This is a genomic window from Enterobacter sp. AC1 (assembly GCF_050434705.1).
Lineage (GTDB): Bacteria > Pseudomonadota > Gammaproteobacteria > Enterobacterales > Enterobacteriaceae > Enterobacter > Enterobacter cloacae_L.
In genome coordinates, this window is sequence record NZ_JBNDIZ010000003.1 from 99212 (window position 1) to 119340 (window position 20129).

Below are 20129 nucleotides of genomic sequence, written 5' to 3' on the forward strand. Positions count from 1 at the left end.
GGGATGACCTGTTACGTTTCTATCGGGGAATAAAGAAGGAAGTTTAATTTTTCATATATGCGTGAACAACGCGCAGGGGCGCGGATAACAGAGATGTGCGTTTATTGGTTAATTGTTTTTTGCTATCCGGATAATTGTCCTCATATCTGAAGCCATTTTTACCAATGGCAAAAAAATTGAAAAAAATAATTTAGTGTTTTCCATTCCCCCCGATGAATTCAGTATGCGACGCAATTAACGCATATCTCACATTTCGTTATTACTTAGAAGGATATAACAATGGCACAGGTCATTAATACCAACGCACTGAGCCTGATGGCGCAGAATAACCTGAACAAATCCCAGACTCAGCTGGGCACCGCGATTCAGCGTCTCTCTTCCGGTATGCGTATCAACAGCGCGAAGGACGATGCGGCAGGCCTGGCGATTTCCAACCGCTTCACCTCCTCTATCCGCGGTATGACCCAGGCGGCGCGTAACGCCAACGACGGTATCTCCCTGGCGCAGACCACCGAAGGCGCGCTGGAAGAAGTAACCGAAAACATGCAGCGTATCCGCGAGCTGACCGTACAGGCGAAAAACGGCACTAACTCTGCCAGCGACCTGGACTCCATCAAGAAAGAGATTAGCACCCGTCTGGAAGAAATTAGCCGCGTAGCAGAAACCACCAACTTCAACGGCGTAAAAGTCTTTGACGGTTCTAAAGAAAAAATCACTATTCAGATTGGTGACAAAGACGACGACACCATCGACATCACCCTGAACAAGCTGGATATGGAGACCCTTGGTCTGGATGAATTTTTGGATGATTTCGCGGATATCGGGATCACTGTGAATGGCGCGGGGACTGCCAGCAGTCAGTATGACGATAAAGCAGATCTAAAAGCTGCTGGTCAAGACACGGGTATTGTGACGGGTGCACCTGGCGGTGGTACTGCCGATCCAACTGCTAAATGGAAAGTTCATGCTGACGATATAGCTGCGCTCAAGACTGCGCTGGCAAATGGCGGTACAGCGCTGACAAATGATCCCGAGATTTATGTTAAGGACGATGAGGCTTTCGTCTTAAACAAAGATGATGGCAAGCTGTATAAAATCGACCTTGCAGCAGTCACATGGGATGATAATGGCGCTGGAGCATCCAAAATCGATACAGTGGCTTTTAGCAACCTGACAGAAATGGGTGCAGAAGATACTGACATGCTGCTGAACGGCCCGAGCCAGTTGACCAACCCAGTGAAACTGAAACTGGGTGACACCATTAAAGCGGCAGACAATACAGATGTGACGCTGGATGAAACTCAGCTGAATACAATTGCCACTTCGGCTTTTGGACAGGATGCAGAGGCAGCGGGAATGCAGCTCTTCTCCGTGACCGAAGGCGCTACAACTAAAGTCTTCGCTTATGGTGAGAACGCAGCAGGCGATAAAGTCGTTACTGAGGTTATCTTCGCTACTGGCGGTACGACACCAGGCGGTCTGACTACACCAGCAGCACGTGCCGCTGACGCTGAGTTTATTAAAAAAGAAGCGGGCGGTGCGCTGGCGGATGGCCTGCTGGCTAAACTGGACGACGCGATCACCCAAATCGCCGACTTCCGTGCCGACCTGGGTGCCGTTCAGAACCGCTTCAGCTCCATCATTGCCAACCTGAACACCAACATCATCAACACCACCGAAGCGCGCTCCCGTATTCAGGATGCCGACTTCTCCGTGGAAGTGTCCGCCATGAGCCGTGCGAACATCCTCCAGCAGGCAGGTGTTTCCGTACTGGCCCAGGCCAACCAGGTTCCGCAGAACGTGCTGTCCCTGCTGCGTTAATCTGCAAAAACCACCTTACATTGTCATTACGCGCGTGCCTCACGCGCGGTTTGCCCTCCTCCCCGGAGGGCTTTTTTGTTTTATGCCCGGCAGCGTATTCCCCAGAATCGCCAGCGCCAGCGCACGGGCATAGGTGACCGGGGTGATTGTCTCTTGCCAGCAGTGCGGCATGCATGACGGGGCGACGTCACCGGCTATCAGTTGCTCAATCAGATGCGGCGGCAGATCGTCGTCACACAGACGTTCCAGCGCCTCCAGGGCATGCAGTAATCGTCCGCAGAGGGCATGGCGATCGCTTACGCTTTGTGTTTCGACCAGCGCGCTGGCAAACGCGGCGCAGAGATCGGCCACCTCAAACAGGTCGAGGGGTAAGGCCATAAGCCGTTCGGTGAAGCTATGGTGGGATGCGTCAGTGAGAGTGGACAGAAGGGTCATCGGAAAGCCTCCAGGGAGATGAGAAATGCGTCACAAGGGAGCCAACCAGCGGGTCACTCCGGTATCATCTTGTATCTTCAGGTTCTCACGCCCGGCTGCGGTGGTTGCCGCAACGCAGGCACTTTTTACGATGTGATGAAAACTAACAACAGGGTAAACCACAGATTACATAAGGTTACTTGCGGGATTGCGAGGCGCCTTCCAGATTTGTGCCGGGTAGCTTCCCCTCACCCTGGCCCTCTCCCCAAAGGGGTGAGGGGACCGTTCGGTGCGGTCTTTATTTCGGGCACAGGTTTGCTTTTCCTCCTTTCCCTTACCCCGGTCATTATTACCTGAAGCGATGAATGTTGCTTCCGAAAAATTAATGGCTTACAGCGACACCCAGGTCCGGCTGTAAATCGCTGAGGCGTTTGCCTCCCGGCCGGGGCGAGGCGCAGGGATGCGCCGAGAGGGCGGGCTTTACAGGAACGTTACCTCCGCCCGTCCCCGATAAGCCGGAAGGAATAAGCCGAGGGTACCGCGAAGCGGCGATTTACCGCCGGGAGCCCGGGTCGCCAGGGTGGTGGCGACTGAGCCACCCTGGCACGTTCACAGGTCATGCCGTTACAGAGTAGCAAGGAACATAAAGTGAACGGAATAACCTCGAAAGCCGTATGCTCCCCCTCACCCCAACCCTCTCCCAAAGGGAGAGGGAGCCGTCCGTGCAGGCATATTTACGGGTGAAATTAAACTTTAAACCGATTCACCACACTTTCCAGCTGTTGCGCCTGCCAGGTTCGCTCCAGCGGCGTCTCTTTCACCTGAGCCAGCATCGCCTGAAGAATGGCGATTTCATGCCCCGGCAGCTCGCCGATACCGGCGGCAGCGGCGGGCAGCAGGGTTATCTCATAGTTACCACACCGGGTAAGCGTCACGCGGTCTGTTCTCTGCGACGTGGGCGACTGGCAGGCCGCCAGCGTCGAGACGGCGAAGAGCACAAGAGTCTATTTCATGTCAGGAGATCCTTTCCATTAAGCCTGCTTCCAGTGAAGCAAAGCGATCCCGCTTACGCAACCCGTCACTGGGTGCGCTGCAGCAGGGCATTCGCCACGGTACAGACCTCTTCAATCAGCACGCTGTTATTCTGCGTCACCGACGCCGCGCCGCTCTGCCCCCGCATCATCGCATCGTCAATCAGCGCCCGAAGCTCCTTCGAGGAGCGGGCGCAGCGGCTCGCCAGGTTGCGCGACTCCACGGCAAAAATCCCCTCTTCGTTATGCAGGGAGTAGCTGTAGGCGCGGCTCGCCAGCTGAACCAGCGCCCCGCTGCTGTCGGCAATCTGCAGGGCTGCATCATGCAAGGCCTTCATGGCCATAATCACGCCGGTGGCGCTGTCGCCGAGCGTCGCCAGCAGGTTGGCGCTGGCGTCCGGGACCTGCAGCAGCCGTTCGTTCTCCCGGGCGATGGCGTTCACCTGCTCGCCCATCTCATGCATCAGCGGCGGCAGATGCGCCCCCTGCCCGGTTTGCAGCTGCGACGGCAGCTCTTCATTGAGTCGGGAAAGGTGCAGATTCAGACTGCGCAGCAGCGTCAGGGTCGAGACCAGCAGCAGTGCGGCCAGCGGCCACGGCTTGTGGAGCAGAATGCCTGGGCGCTCGCCCATGCGGCGGGTGGGAACATCAATAGCCAGCAGCCACGGCGTGTCGGCGAGGGGAACCACCATCAGGGTATGCTCGCCGCTGGCGCTGCGAAAACGGGTATGGCGCAGCCCTTCCCCGGACTGGGCCAGCAGAGCGCGCAGCGGGACCGCCATAGGGAGATCGGCATCGTTAAGCGATTGCACCGTGGGCGCACCGGCGGCATCGGCAATGATGCGCCCGGTGTTTTCCACAATCCAGGCACGGCCGCCCAGCCGCTCTCCCATCTCTTTCACCAGGGCATTGAAAAACTGACGGCTGTTGCCGCTCTCCTCCGGGAGATCGGTCTCCCCCGGCGCCGCTTTGTCGAGGGCAAAGCTTTTCAGGGTGACCACGCTTTCGGTCATCGAGCGCTGCTGCGCTTCCACCCGGTCAAGCTGTTCACGCAGCTGAATGGCCAGGGCATCCACCTGCGAGCGCAGGCGCTGCCCCTCCGTGCGGATAAACCACGGCATGACGCCCGCCTGCACCAGAATAATTAAGGTAATAAAAATAACGACCAGTATGACAATAAAAACCATGACAGCGCCTGTTGTTTATTCTGGCAGCACAATGCTGCCGCTACAGGGCTATTTTATTATGCGGGGGGCAGTAAATATGCTCTTCAAACCGTTGATAACCGCGCACTTCTGTTATCGCTCAATAAAAACAATCCGCCGGACATTATCCCAGCGTCTGACCAGCCAGCCATCGAGGCTCCAGAAGGTTCCCCCCCATGTCACCGGCAGCAGGCAAAGGACCATATACAGCGTCTCGGGCAGATAAAACAGCCAGCTGAGCCAGGCGATCAGGTTCAGACCACGCGGAATGGTGTAGATACCGATGGTGACCAGCGCCACGGCGCTGATCGTCATCAGTACCAGCGCGCTCACGCGGCTGAATAATCCCAGAGTTAACAGCAAACCCATGCTGCATTCGAGGAACGCCACCACCACGGCCATAACGTCCGGGAAAGGGATCCCCGCGTCATGCATGGTGTCCACCATCAGCAGCTGGTTCTCGGGAACGAATAATTTATTAAACCCTGCGGTAAAGAAAAATATCCCCACTACCAGACGGCAGAGAAAGACGGGAAACATGGCTGGCATATCGGTGGTATGCAATAAACGCTTAAGCGAGAACATCGGTCATCCTTGTAAAGAAAATAAGTACTGTGTAATAAATTCAATAACATCTGTTTACGCAGTATAAATTCGCCGGTCTCATTCGCAACTGCTCCCGCCCCCTTCCCGACACAATTAATAAAAATATACAGATTAAAAAAGATTAATTCTGAATGATGATAGCGTCTCATTATCAACGCCGTACAGACGACCCCTTCGGCAGCAAAAAGGTAACCGATTGGTTTTAATATGATTAAAGTAAAACGTTATTAAGCGCCACGTTTAATGCGGTTAATAACGCTTCGATTAATAACCTTAATGCCGTTAAGGCTGTTATTACGCAGTGGTTGCAAAAATATGACGTAAGACATAAAAAGCATGTCGTTCTGGCCTTCGGCTCGCCATAACATGTATTCCTTACTATTAATTACAATAGCCAGAAGCGATACCTAATACACCAGAAGAATCAAATAACTATGCTAAACCCTATCGCGATTGGAACGTCAGTAACGCTGGATTTACAGACCCGCGTACTTGCCCGGACGGATACGCAGGAAACGGTCACCCTTCCCCAAAGCGCGTGTCTGTGCCTTGCCGCACTGGTGGAGGCCCAGGGAGAGGTGCTTTCTCAGGAACAGCTGATGGAGATCGGCTGGCGCAGCGCAGGCGTGGAAGTGACCGACAACAGCGTCCGGGTGATGATCACCAAGCTGCGTCGCGCGTTCGCCCAGTTGGATCTGCAGGAAGCCATCACCCTGATCGCCGTGACGCGCAGCGGCTATCGTCTGCTCGTGCGCGAGGCCAGCGGTGAACTGCCACCGCCGGCGCAGACCGCGACCCTGCCCGCCCAGGAAGAACCGGCCGCGCCTGATGTGCCGCCGGTGGCGGCGCACGCCCCTGCGCGCCGCTATACCCTGAAGCAGAAAATCTGCGTCACCCTGAGTGGCGTGCTGGTGGGGCTGGTGATTGCCCTGCTGCTGCGCGGGATCGTCGATTTTAGCCCCCAGCCGGTCCACTTTGTGCGCTGGAATGGCCCCGGCGTGCCGCCCGGCACCCAGGTGATGGTGCAGCAGGATAAACAGACGCAGCGCGCCCTGATTGAGTCCACGCTGCAAACCTATACCCGTCACGTGCTGGATCGTCGCCCCAATGAGAAACCGGCTGCGGTGCTGTACGTCACCACCGGCTCAGAAAAAATGAGCCAGTTCCAGGGACTTATTGCCTGCCAACAACCCTTTAAGGATTCAGGGAATGACTGCGAATCGTTCTATTTTCGCCATTATTAAATCCCCGCTCAGCCTGCTGTTTGTGGGCGGGATGGTCGTCGGGCTGGGCGGCATGGCGCTGTACGGGCTGCGGAACGCGACGTTCGCGTCGCAGTGTGTCGCCCCCACCTCCTACTACGTGATTGAGGACGACAACAATGCGACGCTGGCGCGGGGCATCTACCGCTCCTACCGCGATGGCCTGTTCAGCGGGCATACCACCTATATCGGCAGCATCACCCACTTTAAAGACGGCAAGCGCGACGGGCTGCCAAAGGCCGTGAACCGGGAAGTGCGCTACGATGTGGAACTGTCGGGCAAACGGATCCATCTGACCGTGACCAGCCAGCACCGCAAGCTGGGCGGCCAGACCACGGATGAAGATGTGACCGACTATATCTTCCCGCAAATTAAGCCAGGCGAAGTGGCGACCAGCACCGTCTACCTGCTGGACGATAAGGTGCTGGCCTCCGGCTCGGAAACCGTCGCCCGCATCGCGTGCATGCACTGAGGGAACTACACCAGCGCCTGAATCAGCCCGGCCAGCAGGTCAAAGCCGGTGGCCATCAGGCGCTCAAAGAACGGGGCCAGCGTTTCGGCAATCAGGAACAGCGCCAGCATGCCGAAGGTCAGCGTCAGCGGGAAGCCAATCACGAAAATGGAGAGCTGCGGCGTCAGACGGTTTAACAGCCCGAGGATAAAGTTGATGCACAGCAGCAGGGCAATCACCGGCAGCCCCAGCATCAGCCCCTGACTGAAAATCAGCCCCGCGTGGGTGACCAGATAGATAAACCCGCCCGCATGCAGCGGCGTGGCGTCAACCGGCAGGGTCTGGAAGGTGTCAGCCAGCAGCGCCAGCAGCCAGAGATGGCCGTTAAAGGCGAGAAACAGCAGCATCACCAGCAGGTTGAGAAAACGTGAGATCACAGGACTGTTGCCTGCGCCGGGGTCAAAGAAGGTGGCAAACGACAGCCCCATCTGCATGCCGATGATTTCACCGGACATGCGCACGGCGGCGAACAGCAGCTGCAGCGTCAACCCCATCGCCGCACCGATAATTACCTGTTTAGCCAGCACCCAACTCCCTTTCCAGGAATAGAGCCCTACCCCGGCGTCGGGCAGCATCCCGCCGATGAGGATCGCCGTCAGCAGCGCCAGACCGGCGCGCAGTCTGGCACTGACGGCCTTCTCGCTGAACACCGGCGCAACGTGCAGCAGCGCCGCAATGCGCACCATAATGAAAAAGTAGTGGCTGACCAGCCCGTAGAGCTGATCGAGGGGAAGTCCAAAGGCCATCAGCCGATCACATACGGGATGCTGGCGAACACCGCGCGGGTATATTCAATAAAGATTTTCATCATCCACGGGCCAAGCGCCACCGCGACGCCGACAATCATCAGGATTTTCGGGATGAAGGTCATGGTCATTTCGTTGACCTGCGTGGCGGCCTGCAAAATACTGATAATCAGACCGGTGACCAGGGCAGCCACCAGCAGCGGTGCAGAAATCATCAGCCCGACCTTGATGGCCTGCATGCCGATCGCCATTACGCTTTCGGGGGTCATGGTGCTCTCCTAACTGTAAAAGCTCTGGGCCAGCGAACCCACCAGCAGCTGCCAGCCATCCACCAACACGAACAGCATCAGCTTGAACGGCAGGGCAATGGTGGTCGGCGGCACCATCATCATCCCCAGCGCCATCAGAATGCTCGCCACCACCAGATCGATGATCAGGAACGGGATAAAAATGGTAAAGCCGATCTGGAACGCGGTTTTCAGCTCGCTGGTGATAAACGCCGGGATCAGAATGCTGAGCGGCACATCCTGCGGCGTGGCAACGTCCGGCGTTTTCGCGATACGGGCAAACATCGCCAGATCGCTTTCGCGGGTCTGGTCGAGCATGAACGCGCGCAGCGGCTTCACCCCTTCCGTCAGGGCACCTTCCATGGTGATTTTGTTTTCCTGCAGCGGCAGCCAGGCTTTTTCGTAGATCTGGCTGAACACCGGCGACATCACAAAGAAGGTCAAAAACAGCGACAACCCCACCAGCACCTGGTTGGGTGGCGCGGTGGGCGTACCCAGCGCGTTACGCAGCAGCCCCAGCACAATGATGATGCGGGTAAACCCGGTCATCATCAGCAGGACCGCGGGAATGAAGGTAAAGCCGCTCAGCAGCAGCAGGGTTTGCACCGGCAGCGTCCAGCCCCCTTCTCCGGAGGGCTGGCCGAGAGTGATATCCCCATTGGCCGCCAGCGCACCGGCGGCAGGCAGCATCAGGGCGAATGCCAGCAGCAGGCGACTCACTGTTCACCTCCCGGACGGCATTTCTGGCGCAGCTTCTCCAGCATCAGCGGAAACGTCGCTGCGGGCGCACTGGCCTGCGGGGCGTTTTCCGGACGCGGCTGAGTGGCGAGGCAGGTAATCTGTGAAGCGGTAACCCCCAGCACCAGACGCTGGTCGCCAACGTCAACCAGCACCAGGCGCTCGCGCGGCCCTAGTGAGTGGGTCGCCACCAGGGTCATGTTGCCCTGGGCGTCGTTGAGCCGACGCGCCAGCCCGCTGCGGCGGGCGGCCCAGGCCAGCACCACCAGCAGCAGGAGGATCAGCACCAGCGCGCCGCTGACCGACGTCAGTATGGACCCGGTAGCCGGGAGGGAATCAGTGGCGTTCATCAGCGGCTCAGACGATGCATACGCTCGGACGGGGTAATGATGTCCGTAATGCGGATACCGAATTTATCGGACACCACCACCACTTCCCCCTGCGCAATCAGATAACCGTTGATCAGGATATCCAGCGGCTCCCCTGCCAGACCGTCCAGCGACACCACCGAGCCCTGGCTTAAGCGCAGCAGCTCCTTGATGGTCATTTTGGTGCGTCCCAGCTCCACGGTCATTTTTACCGGGATATCCAGGATCAGGTTCATTTCGTCAGAAAATTGTGCACCCGCCATGGTGTCGGTCATTCCCGCCGCGTGCTGTTCGGTCATTGCCTCACCCCAAAGATTATCGATGGACTGATCGTCAGAACCCGATGAGGTGTTCATATCGCTCATGGGGAAATTACTCCTTGTTTAATGAAAGTAATGAAGGCTGAATCATCTGCTCGACCTTCAGGGCATATTGATTATTAACGGCACCGTAGCGGGCCGTGAAGACCGGTACGCCACCGACGCTGGCCTCGATAAACTCCTGCTTATCCAGCGCGATGATGTCGCCTTTTTTCATCTGCATCACGCGGGACAGACGGGTGCCGATATCGGCGAAACGCGCCGTGAGCTCCAGCTCGGTTTCCCGCATCTGGCTTGCCAGCAGGCCGCGCCAGTGGGAGTCCTCATGACGGGAGTTGTCCATTGGCGGGTTACTCAGCAGCTCGCGCAGCGGCTCGATGGTGCTGAAGGGAATACAGATGTTGAACTCCCCGCGGTGCGAACCGATCTCCACCGAAAACGGCGTGGTCACCACCACGTCGTTCGGCGACGAGGTGATGTTGGTGAACTTCACCTGGATTTCGGAGCGGATGTACTCCGTTTTGATTTTGTAGATCGAACTCCAGGCGAACTCGTATGCCTCGCGCGCCATCGACAGCATGCGGTGGATCACGCGCTGCTCGGTGGGCGTGAACTCGCGGCCGTCGGCTTTGGTCGGGAAACGCCCGTCGCCGCCGAACAGGTTATCCACGGCCATAAACACCAGCCCCGGCGAGAACGCCATCAGCGAGGTGCCGCGCAGCGGGTTAAGGTGCAGCAGGTTCAGGTTTGTCGGCACCGGCAGGTTGCGGGCAAACTCGTGATACGGCTGGATCTTAATGTTCCCCGCCGTAATATCCGGGCTACGGCGCAGCAGGTTAAACAGCCCCATGCGGAACTGACGAGCGAAACGTTCGTTAATGATCTCCAGCGAATGCAGACGTTCGCGGATCACCCGGCGCTGGGTATGCGGATCGTAGGGTTTGATCCCCGGGTCTGCCCCATTGTTCTGACGATCGCTGTTGCTCTCCACATCGGCATTGAGCAAACGGTCGATCTCATCCTGAGATAAAAAGCTGTCAGCCATAATAATTACCGCAGAATAAATTCGTTAATAAGCACGTCAGTGACGCGAATGGACTGGTTAAATGCCAGCGGTTTATCGAGCTCACTCTGAATATTGGTAATCAGGCGACGCTTTCCTTCATCCGTCGATAAATCTTCATAGGTCTGGTGAGTGAGCAACATAAATAAGCGGCTGCGATATTCCGGTAAATATTTTTCCAGCACCGCCAGCGATTTCTGTTCCGCCACGCGAATCGACAAGCCCAGGTACAATACCCTGTCCGATTCGTTCGCCGTCGGCTTCAGGCTGACGGTAAAGGTATTCATTGACGCATACAGCGGCTCGACCTGTACGGGCGCGGGCGGTGTTTTGATTTCCCCTTCCGCGACCTCTTGTGCCGGTTTGGCGAACTTCATCTCCCAGAACAGGTAGCCGGAAACTCCGCACGCCGCAACGGCAGTCAAAAACATGAACATCATCAGAAGCGAGCGAGACCCTCCGCCACTGGCGACCTTTTTATTTTTATTACTCATTGAACGTACACCTGATAAATAAGAGAGGGCAGCGTGCTACCCTCGTGTCAATATGGCGGACATTGTAGTCCATTTAATCATCCTGATAATCAGGCGATAAAATTTCATTCCTGAAGCTAATTCGCCACTTCAGGCAAAGGTATTAATTCCGTAAATATTTCCGGGGGTGGTGGTTAATAACGTAGGTACGCTCTCCTCCTCCGGCACGTGCGCCTCGCCCTCCTGCGCGGCATGCTCGTCACCTGCGGCGTGTTCGCCCTGCTCACCAGCGGCAAACGACTGCCCTTCCGCGCTGACGCTGGACTGACCCAGCTGAATGCCGGATTCCGCCATCGCGGCGCGCAGCTGCGGCATCGCCTGCTCCATGACGTGGCGAATATGCGCATGCTCGCTGACGATATGGATCTGCGCCTGATCCTGCTGCACGCGCAGGGAAATCTGCAGCGACCCCAGCTCTTCCGGGTGCAGACGGATCTCCGCGCTGTGCAGCCCGTTGCGGCTAAAGACCGCAATGTGCTGGCTGACCGACTGTTTCCACTCCGGCGTTTCCGGCGGATGGTTAACGGTGACCACCTGCTGCGGGGCATGGGCGACGCTGGTGCGTACGGCGGCAGGCAGTGCCACGGCGTTCACCGATGGCGTCGCGGAGACCTCGGTTGCGACCGGCGCTTCGCTGCTGACCGTTGCGGGCTGCGCCGTCAGCGGCGCGGCAGCGGCCAGTGGGGTTTTATCCCCGCTCATCATCAACGGTGCTGCGGTTTTGCCCTCCGGCGCCGCGTTTTTTTCGCCCGGTACGCCTTTCACCGGCACCTCCCCGGTGACGCTGCGGGTCACCAGCTGCTGCAACTGCCACTGGGGGCTCTCGTCCCCTTCACCGTCGGTCAGCGCGATGCCCTGCAACGCCTCTGCCAGCGCGGGCATCGCCATCAGCGGCCTTCCCTCGTCATCGATGACAGGTGCGTCTTCAGCCAGCTTGCCCGGCAGTAACCCGGCGGGTAATGCGTCCTCCGGCAGCGCGGCCAGCATCTGCGGATCAAAGCCCGGGAAAAGCTGCGCCAGCTCGGCCAGCTTGTCATCCAGCGCCAGGCTGAAGTTCTCGTCAGCGAGCAGCCCGGCCTTCGGTTTGCCCGGTGCCCCGCTGCCCAACAGCAGGGTGGCAATATCAATGTTCATAGCCTTTCTCTCTTTTGTCCGGCACGCTGGGCAAATTCATCCATCAGCTTCTGTTCATGTCGGCTTTGAACCAGCGCCTGGGCCGTCTCCCGGCGGGCAATCAGGGTTTCAAAGGCGTTCAGGCGCTGCTTGTTCTGCACCCAGTTCTGCTTCACCTTGTCGACCGCCTGTTCACAGGCGTTAACGTGGCCTTCCTGCTGCTTCACAACCTGCTTCAGCGATAAAATAAACGACTGATGGTTCACCAGATCCGCCACCGACATGCCGCCGCCCATCATTCCCTGGCGCAGGGACTGCTGGTACTCCTGCTCATAGAGCTGCAGCTGTTCGTGCTGGGTGAGCGCCTGCTGAAGCTGCTGCTGCGCGCCGCCCAGCGCGCGGGTGGTCTCCGTCAGCGTCTCTTCGGCCATATCGCGCAGCAGCGTCATGGGATTTTTTACCTTCATCGCCCCTCCGGATTAGTCTTTTATGTCCGGGAATAGCCCGGACAGGGCGCAAACGGCGTCGTCGTAACCGCTGCGCTCATGGATCGCCTGGTGGAGGAACGCCTCCAGCGACGGGTATTTGTCGATGGCGTGGTCCAGCATCGCGTCACTCCCTTTGACGTACGCCCCCACGCTGACCAGATCGCGGTTGCGCTGGTACGCGGAGAGCAGCTGTTTGAAACGCTGCACCCGGCGGTACTGGGCATGGGGGATCAGCTCGGTCATGGCGCGGCTGATTGAGGCTTCGATATCGATAGCCGGATAGTGCCCCGCCTCGGCCAGACGACGCGACAGCACGATATGGCCGTCGAGGATCGCGCGCGCAGAGTCGGCAATCGGATCCTGCTGGTCGTCCCCTTCGGTCAGCACCGTATAAAACGCGGTGATCGAACCGCCCCCTTTCACGCCGTTACCGGTGCGCTCAACCAGGGCAGGCAGGCGGGCAAAGACCGACGGCGGATAGCCTTTGGTTGCCGGCGGTTCGCCAATCGCCAGCGCCACCTCACGTTGCGCCATGGCGTAGCGGGTCAGGGAGTCCATGATCAGCAGCACGTTGAGGCCGCGCTCGCGGAAATCCTCCGCGATGCGGGTGGCGTAGACGGCACCCTGCATACGTAAAATCGGCGAGACGTCGGCCGGGGCGGCAACAACCACCGCACGGGCCAGCCCCTCCTCGCCGAGGATATTCTCAATAAAATCTTTTACCTCGCGGCCACGCTCGCCAATCAGCCCCACCACGATGACGTCCGCGGTGGTAAAGCGGGCCATCATGCCGAGCAGCACGCTTTTGCCAACGCCGGAACCGGCGAACAGACCCATACGCTGTCCGCGGCCCACCGTCAGCAGACCGTTGATGGCGCGTACGCCGACGTCGAGCACGGTTTTGATCGGGTCGCGGTGCAGCGGGTTAAGCGTCGGGGTAAAGAGCCCGGCCGCCGGTTTCCCCGGCGCGGGACGGCCATCCAGCGGACGGCCCTGGGCATCCAGCACGCGGCCCAGCAGATGCGGGCCAACGGGAAGCTGTTTACCGGCGTGGCTGTCGCTTTGCAGAGCGTAAATGCGCGCCCCCGGCAGGATGCCGTCGACATGCTCCAGCGGCATCAGGAACAGCGTCTGGCCGTTAAAGCCCACCACCTCGCTCTCGACGGGGAGTATTCCCTGCTCCGTCTGGCGCTCAACGATGCACAGCGCACCGATGGGCAGCTTCAGCCCCACGGCCTCCATCACCAGCCCGGTGGCGCGCGTCAGCTTGCCGTACTGGCGAAAATCGGGCACCTGCATGAGCTTCTCCTCCACCCGGTCGAGGGCGGAGAGCCACTTTTTTAGCTGCTGGCTCATTGCGAGAGCTCCTCGCGCGCCAGCTGGCAAAGCGCCTGCCAGCGGGTTTCCATGCTGGCGTCCACCTCAACGTCCGGGGAGACAACCCGGCAGCCCCCGGCGGCCAGGCTGGCGTCGCGGTGCAGCTCCCAGCCCATCGCGGTGAGCGTTTCGCCCAGCGCCGCCTGCACTGGCGCAAACGCGTCCGGGCTGACATACAGCTGGAGGGTGCCGTGCAGCAGGGCATCCTGCTGCATCAGGCTGCGGATCTGCGCGTTCAGCGCCTGGTTGTCCGTCACGCGGGCGGTGCCGTAGAGCTGCTGGACCGCGGTGAGCGACAGCTGCACCAGACGCGCGGGAACCAGCCCTTCGAGGTTTTCCAGCGCCAGCTTAAAGTTGCTGACCCAGACTTCGGCCTCGCGCAGCAGCGCCTGCTGCTCCACGCGCGCCTGCTCTACGCCCTGGGCAAACCCGGCGTCGCGGCCCTCTTTCAGCCCGGCCTCGTAGCCCTGCTTGCGCCCCTCTTCCTGGCCCTGCTGCTGTCCCTGAGCAAATCCCTGCTGCTCCGCCTGCTTGCGCAGGCGCGCCAGTTCGGCTTTCAGCTGCGCCTCAGACTGAGCGTTGTCCATCGTCGGCAGCGGGGTGTCCAGCGGCTCGCCGAGCAGGTTTTCAGGCTGCCAGGCCCGCCACCCGGTGGCGTTGTGTTCATCAAACGTAGGCATCGTCGCTGCCTCCAATCAGGATCTCGCCAGACTCGGCCAGGCGACGCACCACGTTGAGAATGGTCTTCTGTTCGGCTTCCACCTGCGACAGACGCACCGGGCCGCGGGAGGCCAGATCGTCGGTCATCAGCTCGGCCTGACGGCGTGACATATTGCGGAAGAACTTCATGCGCAGCGGCTCGTCGGCCCCTTTCAGGGCGATGATCAGCGTCTCACTCTCGATCTCCTGCAGCAGTCGCTGAATGCTTCTGTCTTCCACATCCACCAGGTTTTCGAACAGGAACATCTCGTCGATGATCTTCTGCGCCAGTTCACCGTCGAAGTCGCGCACCGCCTCGATGGCCGCCTCCTCCTGATGGGATTTCATCAGGTTGAGGATCTCGGCCGCCGGACGGACGCCGCCCATCTTGCTGCGCTTGAGGTTCTGACCGTGCAGCAGGTTGTTCAGCACTTCCGTCAGCTCCTGCAGCGCGGCAGGCTGTACGCCGCCAAAGGTGGCGATACGCAGCATAATGTCGTTACGTTCGCGTTCGTCGAATTTGCCCAGCACGTCCGCCGCCTGGTTACGCTTGAGGTGTACCAGGATGGTGGCGATGATCTGCGGGTGCTCTTCGCGGATAAGGTCGAACACCGCCTGCGGATCCATAAAGTTAAGCGTTTCGATACCGTTGGTGCCCTGATGGGTATCCAGCAGATCTTCCAGCAACGAGGAGGCTCTCTCTTCGCCCAGCGCCTTGACCAGCACGCTGCGCAGATAATCGTTGGTGTTGAGGCTGAGCGCCGCATATTCGCTGGAGTCTTTCTTAAACTCCTCCAGCACCATGGCCATCTGGTCGTGAGTAAAGCCCGCCATGTTGACCATCGAGGCACTGATCTGCTTAACCTCGTGGGCGTTAAGGTGCTTGAACACCTCCGCCGCCAGGACATCTCCCAGCGTCAGCATGACGATGGCGCTTTTTTCTGAGGCATTCATTATTTCGGCTCCTTACTCATCCACTGGCGGATCACCAGGGCGATAACGCGCGGTTCCTGCTCTGCCAGTTCACGCAGCTGTTGACCATTGAGTTCCGTATCCACCCGCTGCTGCGCGCGGTCGCGGTTGTTTTTCTCCGCTGCACGTTTTTTCGCGGCAAGCTCTTCTTCCCGGGCCTCTTTTTCCATCTCCAGGCGACGAATCGTGGTCTCCTGGTGGCGGATCCAGGCCGGCTGCACCAGCTTGCGCCACATGATCCAGGCGATAATGGCAATGACCAGATAGCGGGCGATAGCCATCAGCAGCGCGTAGAAGCGATCCTGCTTCCAGAACGGCGGTACCGGCGTTTCCACTACGCCGTTAAAGGCGGAGTTCAGAATGTTGACGCTGTCGCCGCGCGCGGCGTTGTAGCCGATGGCCTCTTTCACCAGAGCGTTAATGCGCGCCAGCTCGGCCTCGCCGATCGGCCCCGGCTTGCCCGCTTCCCCCTGCGGCAGGTGGTTAATCACCACCGCGACCGACAGACGCTGAATACGTCCGGCATTCGATTTGGTGTGGGTCAGGGTGCGATCCACCTCAAAGTTGGTGGTCTCATCGCTGCGGTTGTTGTACGGCTGTGCCGTCTCACGGCTTGTGCTGTTGCCGGTGGTTTTCTCTTTTTTGTCGTCCGCCGGCGTGTTAAGCGGCTGGGTCAGCGGCGCGGTAGCCGGTGCCGGCGGGGTGTTGCTCAACGCACCGGGTACGCCGCTCGCGCCACGGCGGTTGCCCTGCTCCGAGAGGCTGGCCTGACGGCTGCGGATCGCCATTTTTTCCGGGTCGCTGTTCGGCTGGTACTGCTCCAGGGTCTGCTCCTGCTCGGTGAAATCCATCTGCGCGGTCACCTGGGCGCGGATGTTTTCATCCCCCACCAGCGGGGCGAGAATGCGCTGAATGCGCTGCTGGTAGTCGCTCTCAATTTCATTGGTGTATTTCAGGTGCGCCGTCTGCAAGCCGCGCAGCCCGCTCTGGGTCAGCAGATTGCCGCGCTGATCGACGATGGTCACGCTCTCTGCGGCCAGCCCGGTTACCGCGCTGGAGATAAGATGGGTGATCGCCACCACCTGGCTGTCGTCGAGGGTCCGGCCCTGCAGCAGGTTAACGGTGACCGAGGCGGTCGGTTTTTTCTGTTCGCGGACAAACATCGACGGTTTCGGCGTGGCCAGATGCACGCGCGCGCTCTGGATCGGGCCGAGATTTTCGATGGTGCGCGCCAGCTCGCCTTCGAGTGCGCGCTGGTAGTTCACCTGCTCGGTGAACTGGCTGACGCCAAACTTCTCCTGATCGAGCAGCTCAAAGCCCACCGAGCCGCCCTTCGGCAGCCCCTGCTGGGCGAGCTTCATGCGCACCTCATGCACCTGGGATGCCGGCACCATGATGACGCCTCCCGGCGTATCGATCCGGTAAGGCACATTGAGCTGTGACAGCTGGGCGACAATCGCGCCCCCCTCTTCATCACTGATATTGCTGAACAACACCCGGTAGTCCGGCTCTTTTGCCCAGAACATTAACGCGATGATGACGGAAAGCGCCGCAGCGCCGCAAATCACCAGCAAAAGCTTCGGGCTGCCGCGAAGTGAGGACAGTATCGATTTAATTCGCTCTGCCGGATTGTTGGTTAACTCATTTAGTGTGGCACTCATGCCGTATTCCTGTATGAAATAGCACGCATCAGCGATGCGCGTCAGCTCACGAAATTCGCGAGAGTGATGTCGACGATTTCAAAAATATAAGAATTTTTCAGGCGGGCATTATCGTCTGAAAGGCATTTTTTTTAAGGATAAATAAGCTCAAAGTTCTGTCGGCTTATTGGATTTTCTGAGGTTTTTAAACGCGTGTTAAGCTGTCGACGTTTAAAAGATGTGCAATAAGCAGTGGTTTTTATCCCATTTATCAGGAACTGAAAAATGTCAGCGACATTAATGCGTGGCGTACTCGATCAAATTCAGACCCAGGCGCAGCAGGTCAGCGGCCCGTCTAACCGGCTACAGACCTCGCGCGGCGACGCGCCCTCTTTTTCTGACGTTTTATTTAACAGCATTAACGAAATAAATAAAACGCAGGTTGAGGCAAAGAGCAAAACCGAGCAGTGGATGTCAGGCAGTAGCGATATTGCCCTGAATGACGTGATGCTGGCGATGCAGAAATCCTCTATTTCATTCAGCTTCGGTATGCAGGCGCGAAATAAGATGATCAGCGCGTATCAGGAAATAATGAATACCCCGGTGTAAGGTCTGATCCCATTCTATGAGTGAAATTAACAGCACGCCTGCACGCTTATCCCTGAATACGCTTTCTCTGACTGACAGCGAATTACAGCGTGTCGGGAAATTAATCTATAAGCGCGCCGGCATTGTCGTCAACGCGCAAAAGCGAGAGATGATTTTCAATCGTCTCTCTCGTCGCGTGCGCACGCTGGGACTGGCCACGTTCAGCGAGTATATCGCCCTTCTGGAGTCGCACGCAGAGCACCCGGAATGGCAGAACTTTATCAACGCGCTGACCACCAACCTGACCTCCTTTTTCCGCGAGGCCTATCACTTTCCGATCCTCGCGGAACATGCCCGGCAGCGCGCGAATGGCTATCGCGTCTGGTGTACCGCTGCCTCAACGGGGGAAGAGCCCTGCTCTATCGCCATGACGCTGAACGAGCAGCTTGGCGCGTCGGTGGCCGGGCCGCGCATCTGGGCGTCGGATATCGACACCGAGGTGCTGGCAAAAGCGGAGGCGGGCGTGTACCGGCTGAGCGATCTGGACGCCCTGACGCTGGCGCAGAAGCGCCACTACTTTCTGCGGGGCGCAGGCGATAACAGCGAATGGGTGAAGGCCAGACGGGAATTGCTGTCGGCCATCCACTATCAGCAGCTGAATTTACTCGATGAAAAGTGGTCCGTTCCCGGGCCGTTCGACGCCATTTTCTGCCGCAACGTGATGATCTATTTCGATGCGCCAACGCAGCAGCGCCTGCTGCAGCGCTTTGCGCGTCTGCTTAAGCCGGGTGGCCTGCTGTTTGTCGGCCATTCGGAACACTTTAACCACGCACATATTCCGCTGCGTCTGCGGGGGCAGTCGGTGTATGAACTGACGGAGGCCACACGGTGAAGGCGATTCGTGTGCTGGCGGTCGATGATTCTGCGCTGATGCGAAACATGCTCAGCGCGGTGGTCAATCAGCAGCCGGATATGGAAATGGTCGGTACGGCACCGGACGCGTTTATCGCTCGCGAGCTGATCAAACAGCTCAACCCGGACGTGCTGACGCTGGATATCGACATGCCGCGGATGGACGGGCTGGAGTTTCTCTCCCGCCTGATGCGCCTGCGCCCGATGCCGGTGATTATGGTCTCCTCCCTGACCACCCGTGGGTCGGCAGCCACCCTGACCGCGCTTGAGCGCGGCGCGGTGGATTTTCTGCCCAAGCCGGAGCACCGCGGTGCAGAGAATATCGACAGCTGGGGCCAGCTGGTGGTGGAGAAGATCCGCGTCGCGGCCCGCGCGAAGCTGGCCCAGCACGCCCCCGAGGCCAGGCCGGTGCTCGCCGGTATTCCCGTGCGTCAGCAGAGCCTCATCGCCATTGGTGCCTCCACGGGCGGCACGGAGGCGCTGCGCCGGGTGCTGATGCCGCTGCCGGTCAGCACGCCGGGGATTGTGATCGCCCAGCACATGCCTGCCGGTTTTACCCACTCTTTCGCCCAGCGGCTTGACTCGCTGTGCCAGATTGCCGTGCGCGAAGCGCAGGATGGCGAGCCGGTGCGGCCTGGTACCGCCCTGATTGCCCCGGGCGATCGCCATATGGAGGTTATCTGCCAGGAGAACGGCTACCGGGTCAGGCTCAGCGATGCCCCGCCGGTAAACCGTCATCGTCCGTCAGTGGATGTGCTGTTTGACTCCGTGGCGCGTCAGGCCAGCAAACACGCCAGCGCCGCCCTGCTGACCGGCATGGGTGCGGACGGCGCGCGCGGCCTGCTGCACCTGCGCCAGACCGGCGCCTTTACCCTCGCGCAGAGCGAAGCCACCTGCGTGGTGTTCGGCATGCCGCGGGAGGCGATTGCGCTGGGCGCGGCGAAAAAGGTCGTCGACCTCGACGATATCAGCCAGTGCTTACTGGACAGTTTCCATAAACATAAATCATCCCATACCGACTCACGACGTTCAGGAGATACCCCCCATGTCGGATAAAAATTTGCGTTTTCTGGTGGTGGATGACTTCGCCACCATGCGACGCATCGTACGAAACCTGCTGCAGGATCTGGGCTACAAGCACATTGACGAGGCCGAAGACGGCCAGGACGCACTCAACAAGCTGCGCGCCAGCGACTTCGATTTCGTGGTCAGCGACTGGAACATGCCGAATGTCGACGGACTGGAGCTGCTGAAAACCATCCGCAGCGATGCGGCGATGGCAAAACTGCCGGTCCTGATGGTGACCGCAGAAGCGAAGAAAGAGAACATCATCGCCGCGGCTCAGGCGGGCGCCAATGGTTACATCGTTAAACCGTTCACTGCTGCCACGCTGGAAGAGAAGCTCGGCAAAATCTTTGAAAAACTCGGGTAACCC

At 58.9% G+C, this 20129-nt stretch carries 24 protein-coding genes; 7 read left to right on the top strand and 17 right to left on the bottom strand.

Annotation, left to right across the window (positions count from 1 at the left end):
* The first annotated feature begins 279 nt into the window (after positions 1 to 279).
* The gene (locus tag M2433_RS10270) at positions 280 to 1821 is read left to right on the top strand and encodes a flagellin (RefSeq protein ID WP_429054557.1); all 1542 of its coding nucleotides are present in this window, start codon (positions 280 to 282) and stop codon (positions 1819 to 1821) included.
* 39 nt (positions 1822 to 1860) lie between these two features.
* On the opposite strand, the gene M2433_RS10275 is transcribed toward M2433_RS10270, so the two are convergent.
* The 4 genes from M2433_RS10275 to M2433_RS10290 form a co-directional block, all read right to left on the bottom strand.
* Positions 1861 to 2256 carry a hypothetical protein gene (locus M2433_RS10275; protein ID WP_429054555.1) on the bottom strand — a complete coding sequence of 132 codons (396 nt, stop codon included), beginning with the start codon at positions 2254 to 2256 and terminating at the stop codon, positions 1861 to 1863.
* Between the two features lie 725 nt (positions 2257 to 2981).
* Positions 2982 to 3233 carry a hypothetical protein gene (locus M2433_RS10280; RefSeq protein WP_429054553.1) on the bottom strand — a complete coding sequence of 84 codons (252 nt, stop codon included), beginning with the start codon at positions 3231 to 3233 and terminating at the stop codon, positions 2982 to 2984.
* Positions 3234 to 3313: 80 nt separating this feature from the next.
* Positions 3314 to 4453 (bottom strand): methyl-accepting chemotaxis protein, encoded by a 1140-nt coding sequence (locus tag M2433_RS10285; protein WP_429054551.1) that lies wholly within the window; start codon positions 4451 to 4453, stop codon positions 3314 to 3316.
* Positions 4454 to 4564: 111 nt separating this feature from the next.
* Positions 4565 to 5056: a DoxX family protein gene (locus M2433_RS10290; protein ID WP_429054550.1), complete on the bottom strand. Its 492-nt coding sequence runs from the start codon at positions 5054 to 5056 to the stop codon at positions 4565 to 4567.
* Between the two features lie 455 nt (positions 5057 to 5511).
* Here M2433_RS10290 and M2433_RS10295 point away from each other — a divergent pair, with 455 nt between their 5' ends.
* Positions 5512 to 6321, top strand: coding sequence for a winged helix-turn-helix domain-containing protein (locus tag M2433_RS10295; protein WP_429054548.1), 810 nt, complete (start codon positions 5512 to 5514; stop codon positions 6319 to 6321).
* Positions 6287 to 6811, top strand: coding sequence for a hypothetical protein (locus M2433_RS10300; protein WP_429054547.1), 525 nt, complete (start codon positions 6287 to 6289; stop codon positions 6809 to 6811). Before M2433_RS10295 ends, M2433_RS10300 begins: the two co-directional genes overlap by 35 nt.
* A gap of 5 nt (positions 6812 to 6816) precedes the next feature.
* On the opposite strand, the gene fliR is transcribed toward M2433_RS10300, so the two are convergent.
* From fliR to fliF, 13 genes are all read right to left on the bottom strand, one after another.
* Positions 6817 to 7596 (bottom strand): flagellar biosynthetic protein FliR, encoded by a 780-nt coding sequence (gene fliR, locus M2433_RS10305; protein WP_429054545.1) that lies wholly within the window; start codon positions 7594 to 7596, stop codon positions 6817 to 6819.
* Positions 7596 to 7865, bottom strand: a complete 270-nt coding sequence (fliQ, locus tag M2433_RS10310) for a flagellar biosynthesis protein FliQ (protein WP_429054544.1) — start codon at positions 7863 to 7865, stop codon at positions 7596 to 7598. Before fliQ ends, fliR begins: the two co-directional genes overlap by 1 nt.
* Positions 7866 to 7874: 9 nt before the next feature.
* Positions 7875 to 8573, bottom strand: coding sequence for a flagellar type III secretion system pore protein FliP (gene fliP, locus M2433_RS10315; protein WP_429054690.1), 699 nt, complete (start codon positions 8571 to 8573; stop codon positions 7875 to 7877).
* Between the two features lie 26 nt (positions 8574 to 8599).
* On the bottom strand, positions 8600 to 8971 hold the full coding sequence (gene fliO / locus M2433_RS10320) for a flagellar biosynthetic protein FliO (RefSeq protein WP_429054542.1): 372 nt from the start codon (positions 8969 to 8971) through the stop codon (positions 8600 to 8602).
* Positions 8971 to 9354 carry a flagellar motor switch protein FliN gene (fliN, locus tag M2433_RS10325; protein WP_059385145.1) on the bottom strand — a complete coding sequence of 128 codons (384 nt, stop codon included), beginning with the start codon at positions 9352 to 9354 and terminating at the stop codon, positions 8971 to 8973. The genes fliO and fliN overlap by 1 nt, the downstream gene beginning before the upstream one ends.
* 7 nt (positions 9355 to 9361) lie before the next feature.
* Positions 9362 to 10354, bottom strand: a complete 993-nt coding sequence (fliM, locus tag M2433_RS10330) for a flagellar motor switch protein FliM (RefSeq protein WP_059385146.1) — start codon at positions 10352 to 10354, stop codon at positions 9362 to 9364.
* A gap of 5 nt (positions 10355 to 10359) precedes the next feature.
* Positions 10360 to 10866, bottom strand: coding sequence for a flagellar basal body-associated FliL family protein (locus M2433_RS10335; protein WP_153907621.1), 507 nt, complete (start codon positions 10864 to 10866; stop codon positions 10360 to 10362).
* Positions 10867 to 10995: 129 nt separating this feature from the next.
* Entirely contained in the window at positions 10996 to 12039 is a 1044-nt protein-coding gene (locus M2433_RS10340) for a flagellar hook-length control protein FliK (RefSeq protein WP_429054541.1), read from the bottom strand.
* Positions 12036 to 12485 (bottom strand): flagellar export protein FliJ, encoded by a 450-nt coding sequence (fliJ, locus tag M2433_RS10345; protein ID WP_429054539.1) that lies wholly within the window; start codon positions 12483 to 12485, stop codon positions 12036 to 12038. The genes M2433_RS10340 and fliJ overlap by 4 nt, the downstream gene beginning before the upstream one ends.
* A 12-nt stretch (positions 12486 to 12497) precedes the next feature.
* The gene (gene fliI / locus M2433_RS10350) at positions 12498 to 13862 is read right to left on the bottom strand and encodes a flagellar protein export ATPase FliI (protein WP_429054537.1); all 1365 of its coding nucleotides are present in this window, start codon (positions 13860 to 13862) and stop codon (positions 12498 to 12500) included.
* Positions 13859 to 14563: a flagellar assembly protein FliH gene (locus M2433_RS10355; protein WP_429054535.1), complete on the bottom strand. Its 705-nt coding sequence runs from the start codon at positions 14561 to 14563 to the stop codon at positions 13859 to 13861. The genes fliI and M2433_RS10355 overlap by 4 nt, the downstream gene beginning before the upstream one ends.
* Complete coding sequence (gene fliG / locus M2433_RS10360) at positions 14550 to 15536, bottom strand: flagellar motor switch protein FliG (protein ID WP_059385151.1); 987 nt, start codon at positions 15534 to 15536, stop codon at positions 14550 to 14552. The genes M2433_RS10355 and fliG overlap by 14 nt, the downstream gene beginning before the upstream one ends.
* Positions 15536 to 17215 carry a flagellar basal-body MS-ring/collar protein FliF gene (fliF, locus tag M2433_RS10365; protein WP_429054533.1) on the bottom strand — a complete coding sequence of 560 codons (1680 nt, stop codon included), beginning with the start codon at positions 17213 to 17215 and terminating at the stop codon, positions 15536 to 15538. The genes fliG and fliF overlap by 1 nt, the downstream gene beginning before the upstream one ends.
* Before the next feature lie 264 nt (positions 17216 to 17479).
* On the opposite strand from fliF, the gene fliE reads away from it, so the two are divergent.
* Genes fliE through cheY form a run of 4 tightly spaced genes read left to right on the top strand, consistent with a single transcriptional unit; the run spans position 17480 to position 20126 of the window.
* Positions 17480 to 17803: a flagellar hook-basal body complex protein FliE gene (fliE, locus tag M2433_RS10370; RefSeq protein ID WP_025758657.1), complete on the top strand. Its 324-nt coding sequence runs from the start codon at positions 17480 to 17482 to the stop codon at positions 17801 to 17803.
* 16 nt (positions 17804 to 17819) lie between these two features.
* Positions 17820 to 18674 carry a CheR family methyltransferase gene (locus M2433_RS10375; RefSeq protein ID WP_025758659.1) on the top strand — a complete coding sequence of 285 codons (855 nt, stop codon included), beginning with the start codon at positions 17820 to 17822 and terminating at the stop codon, positions 18672 to 18674.
* On the top strand, positions 18671 to 19750 hold the full coding sequence (locus tag M2433_RS10380) for a protein-glutamate methylesterase/protein-glutamine glutaminase (RefSeq protein ID WP_429054530.1): 1080 nt from the start codon (positions 18671 to 18673) through the stop codon (positions 19748 to 19750). The genes M2433_RS10375 and M2433_RS10380 overlap by 4 nt, the downstream gene beginning before the upstream one ends.
* A complete protein-coding gene (gene cheY / locus M2433_RS10385; RefSeq protein ID WP_059385156.1) occupies positions 19740 to 20126 on the top strand; it encodes a chemotaxis response regulator CheY in 387 nt (128 codons plus the stop codon). The genes M2433_RS10380 and cheY overlap by 11 nt, the downstream gene beginning before the upstream one ends.
* Positions 20127 to 20129: the final 3 nt, after the last annotated feature.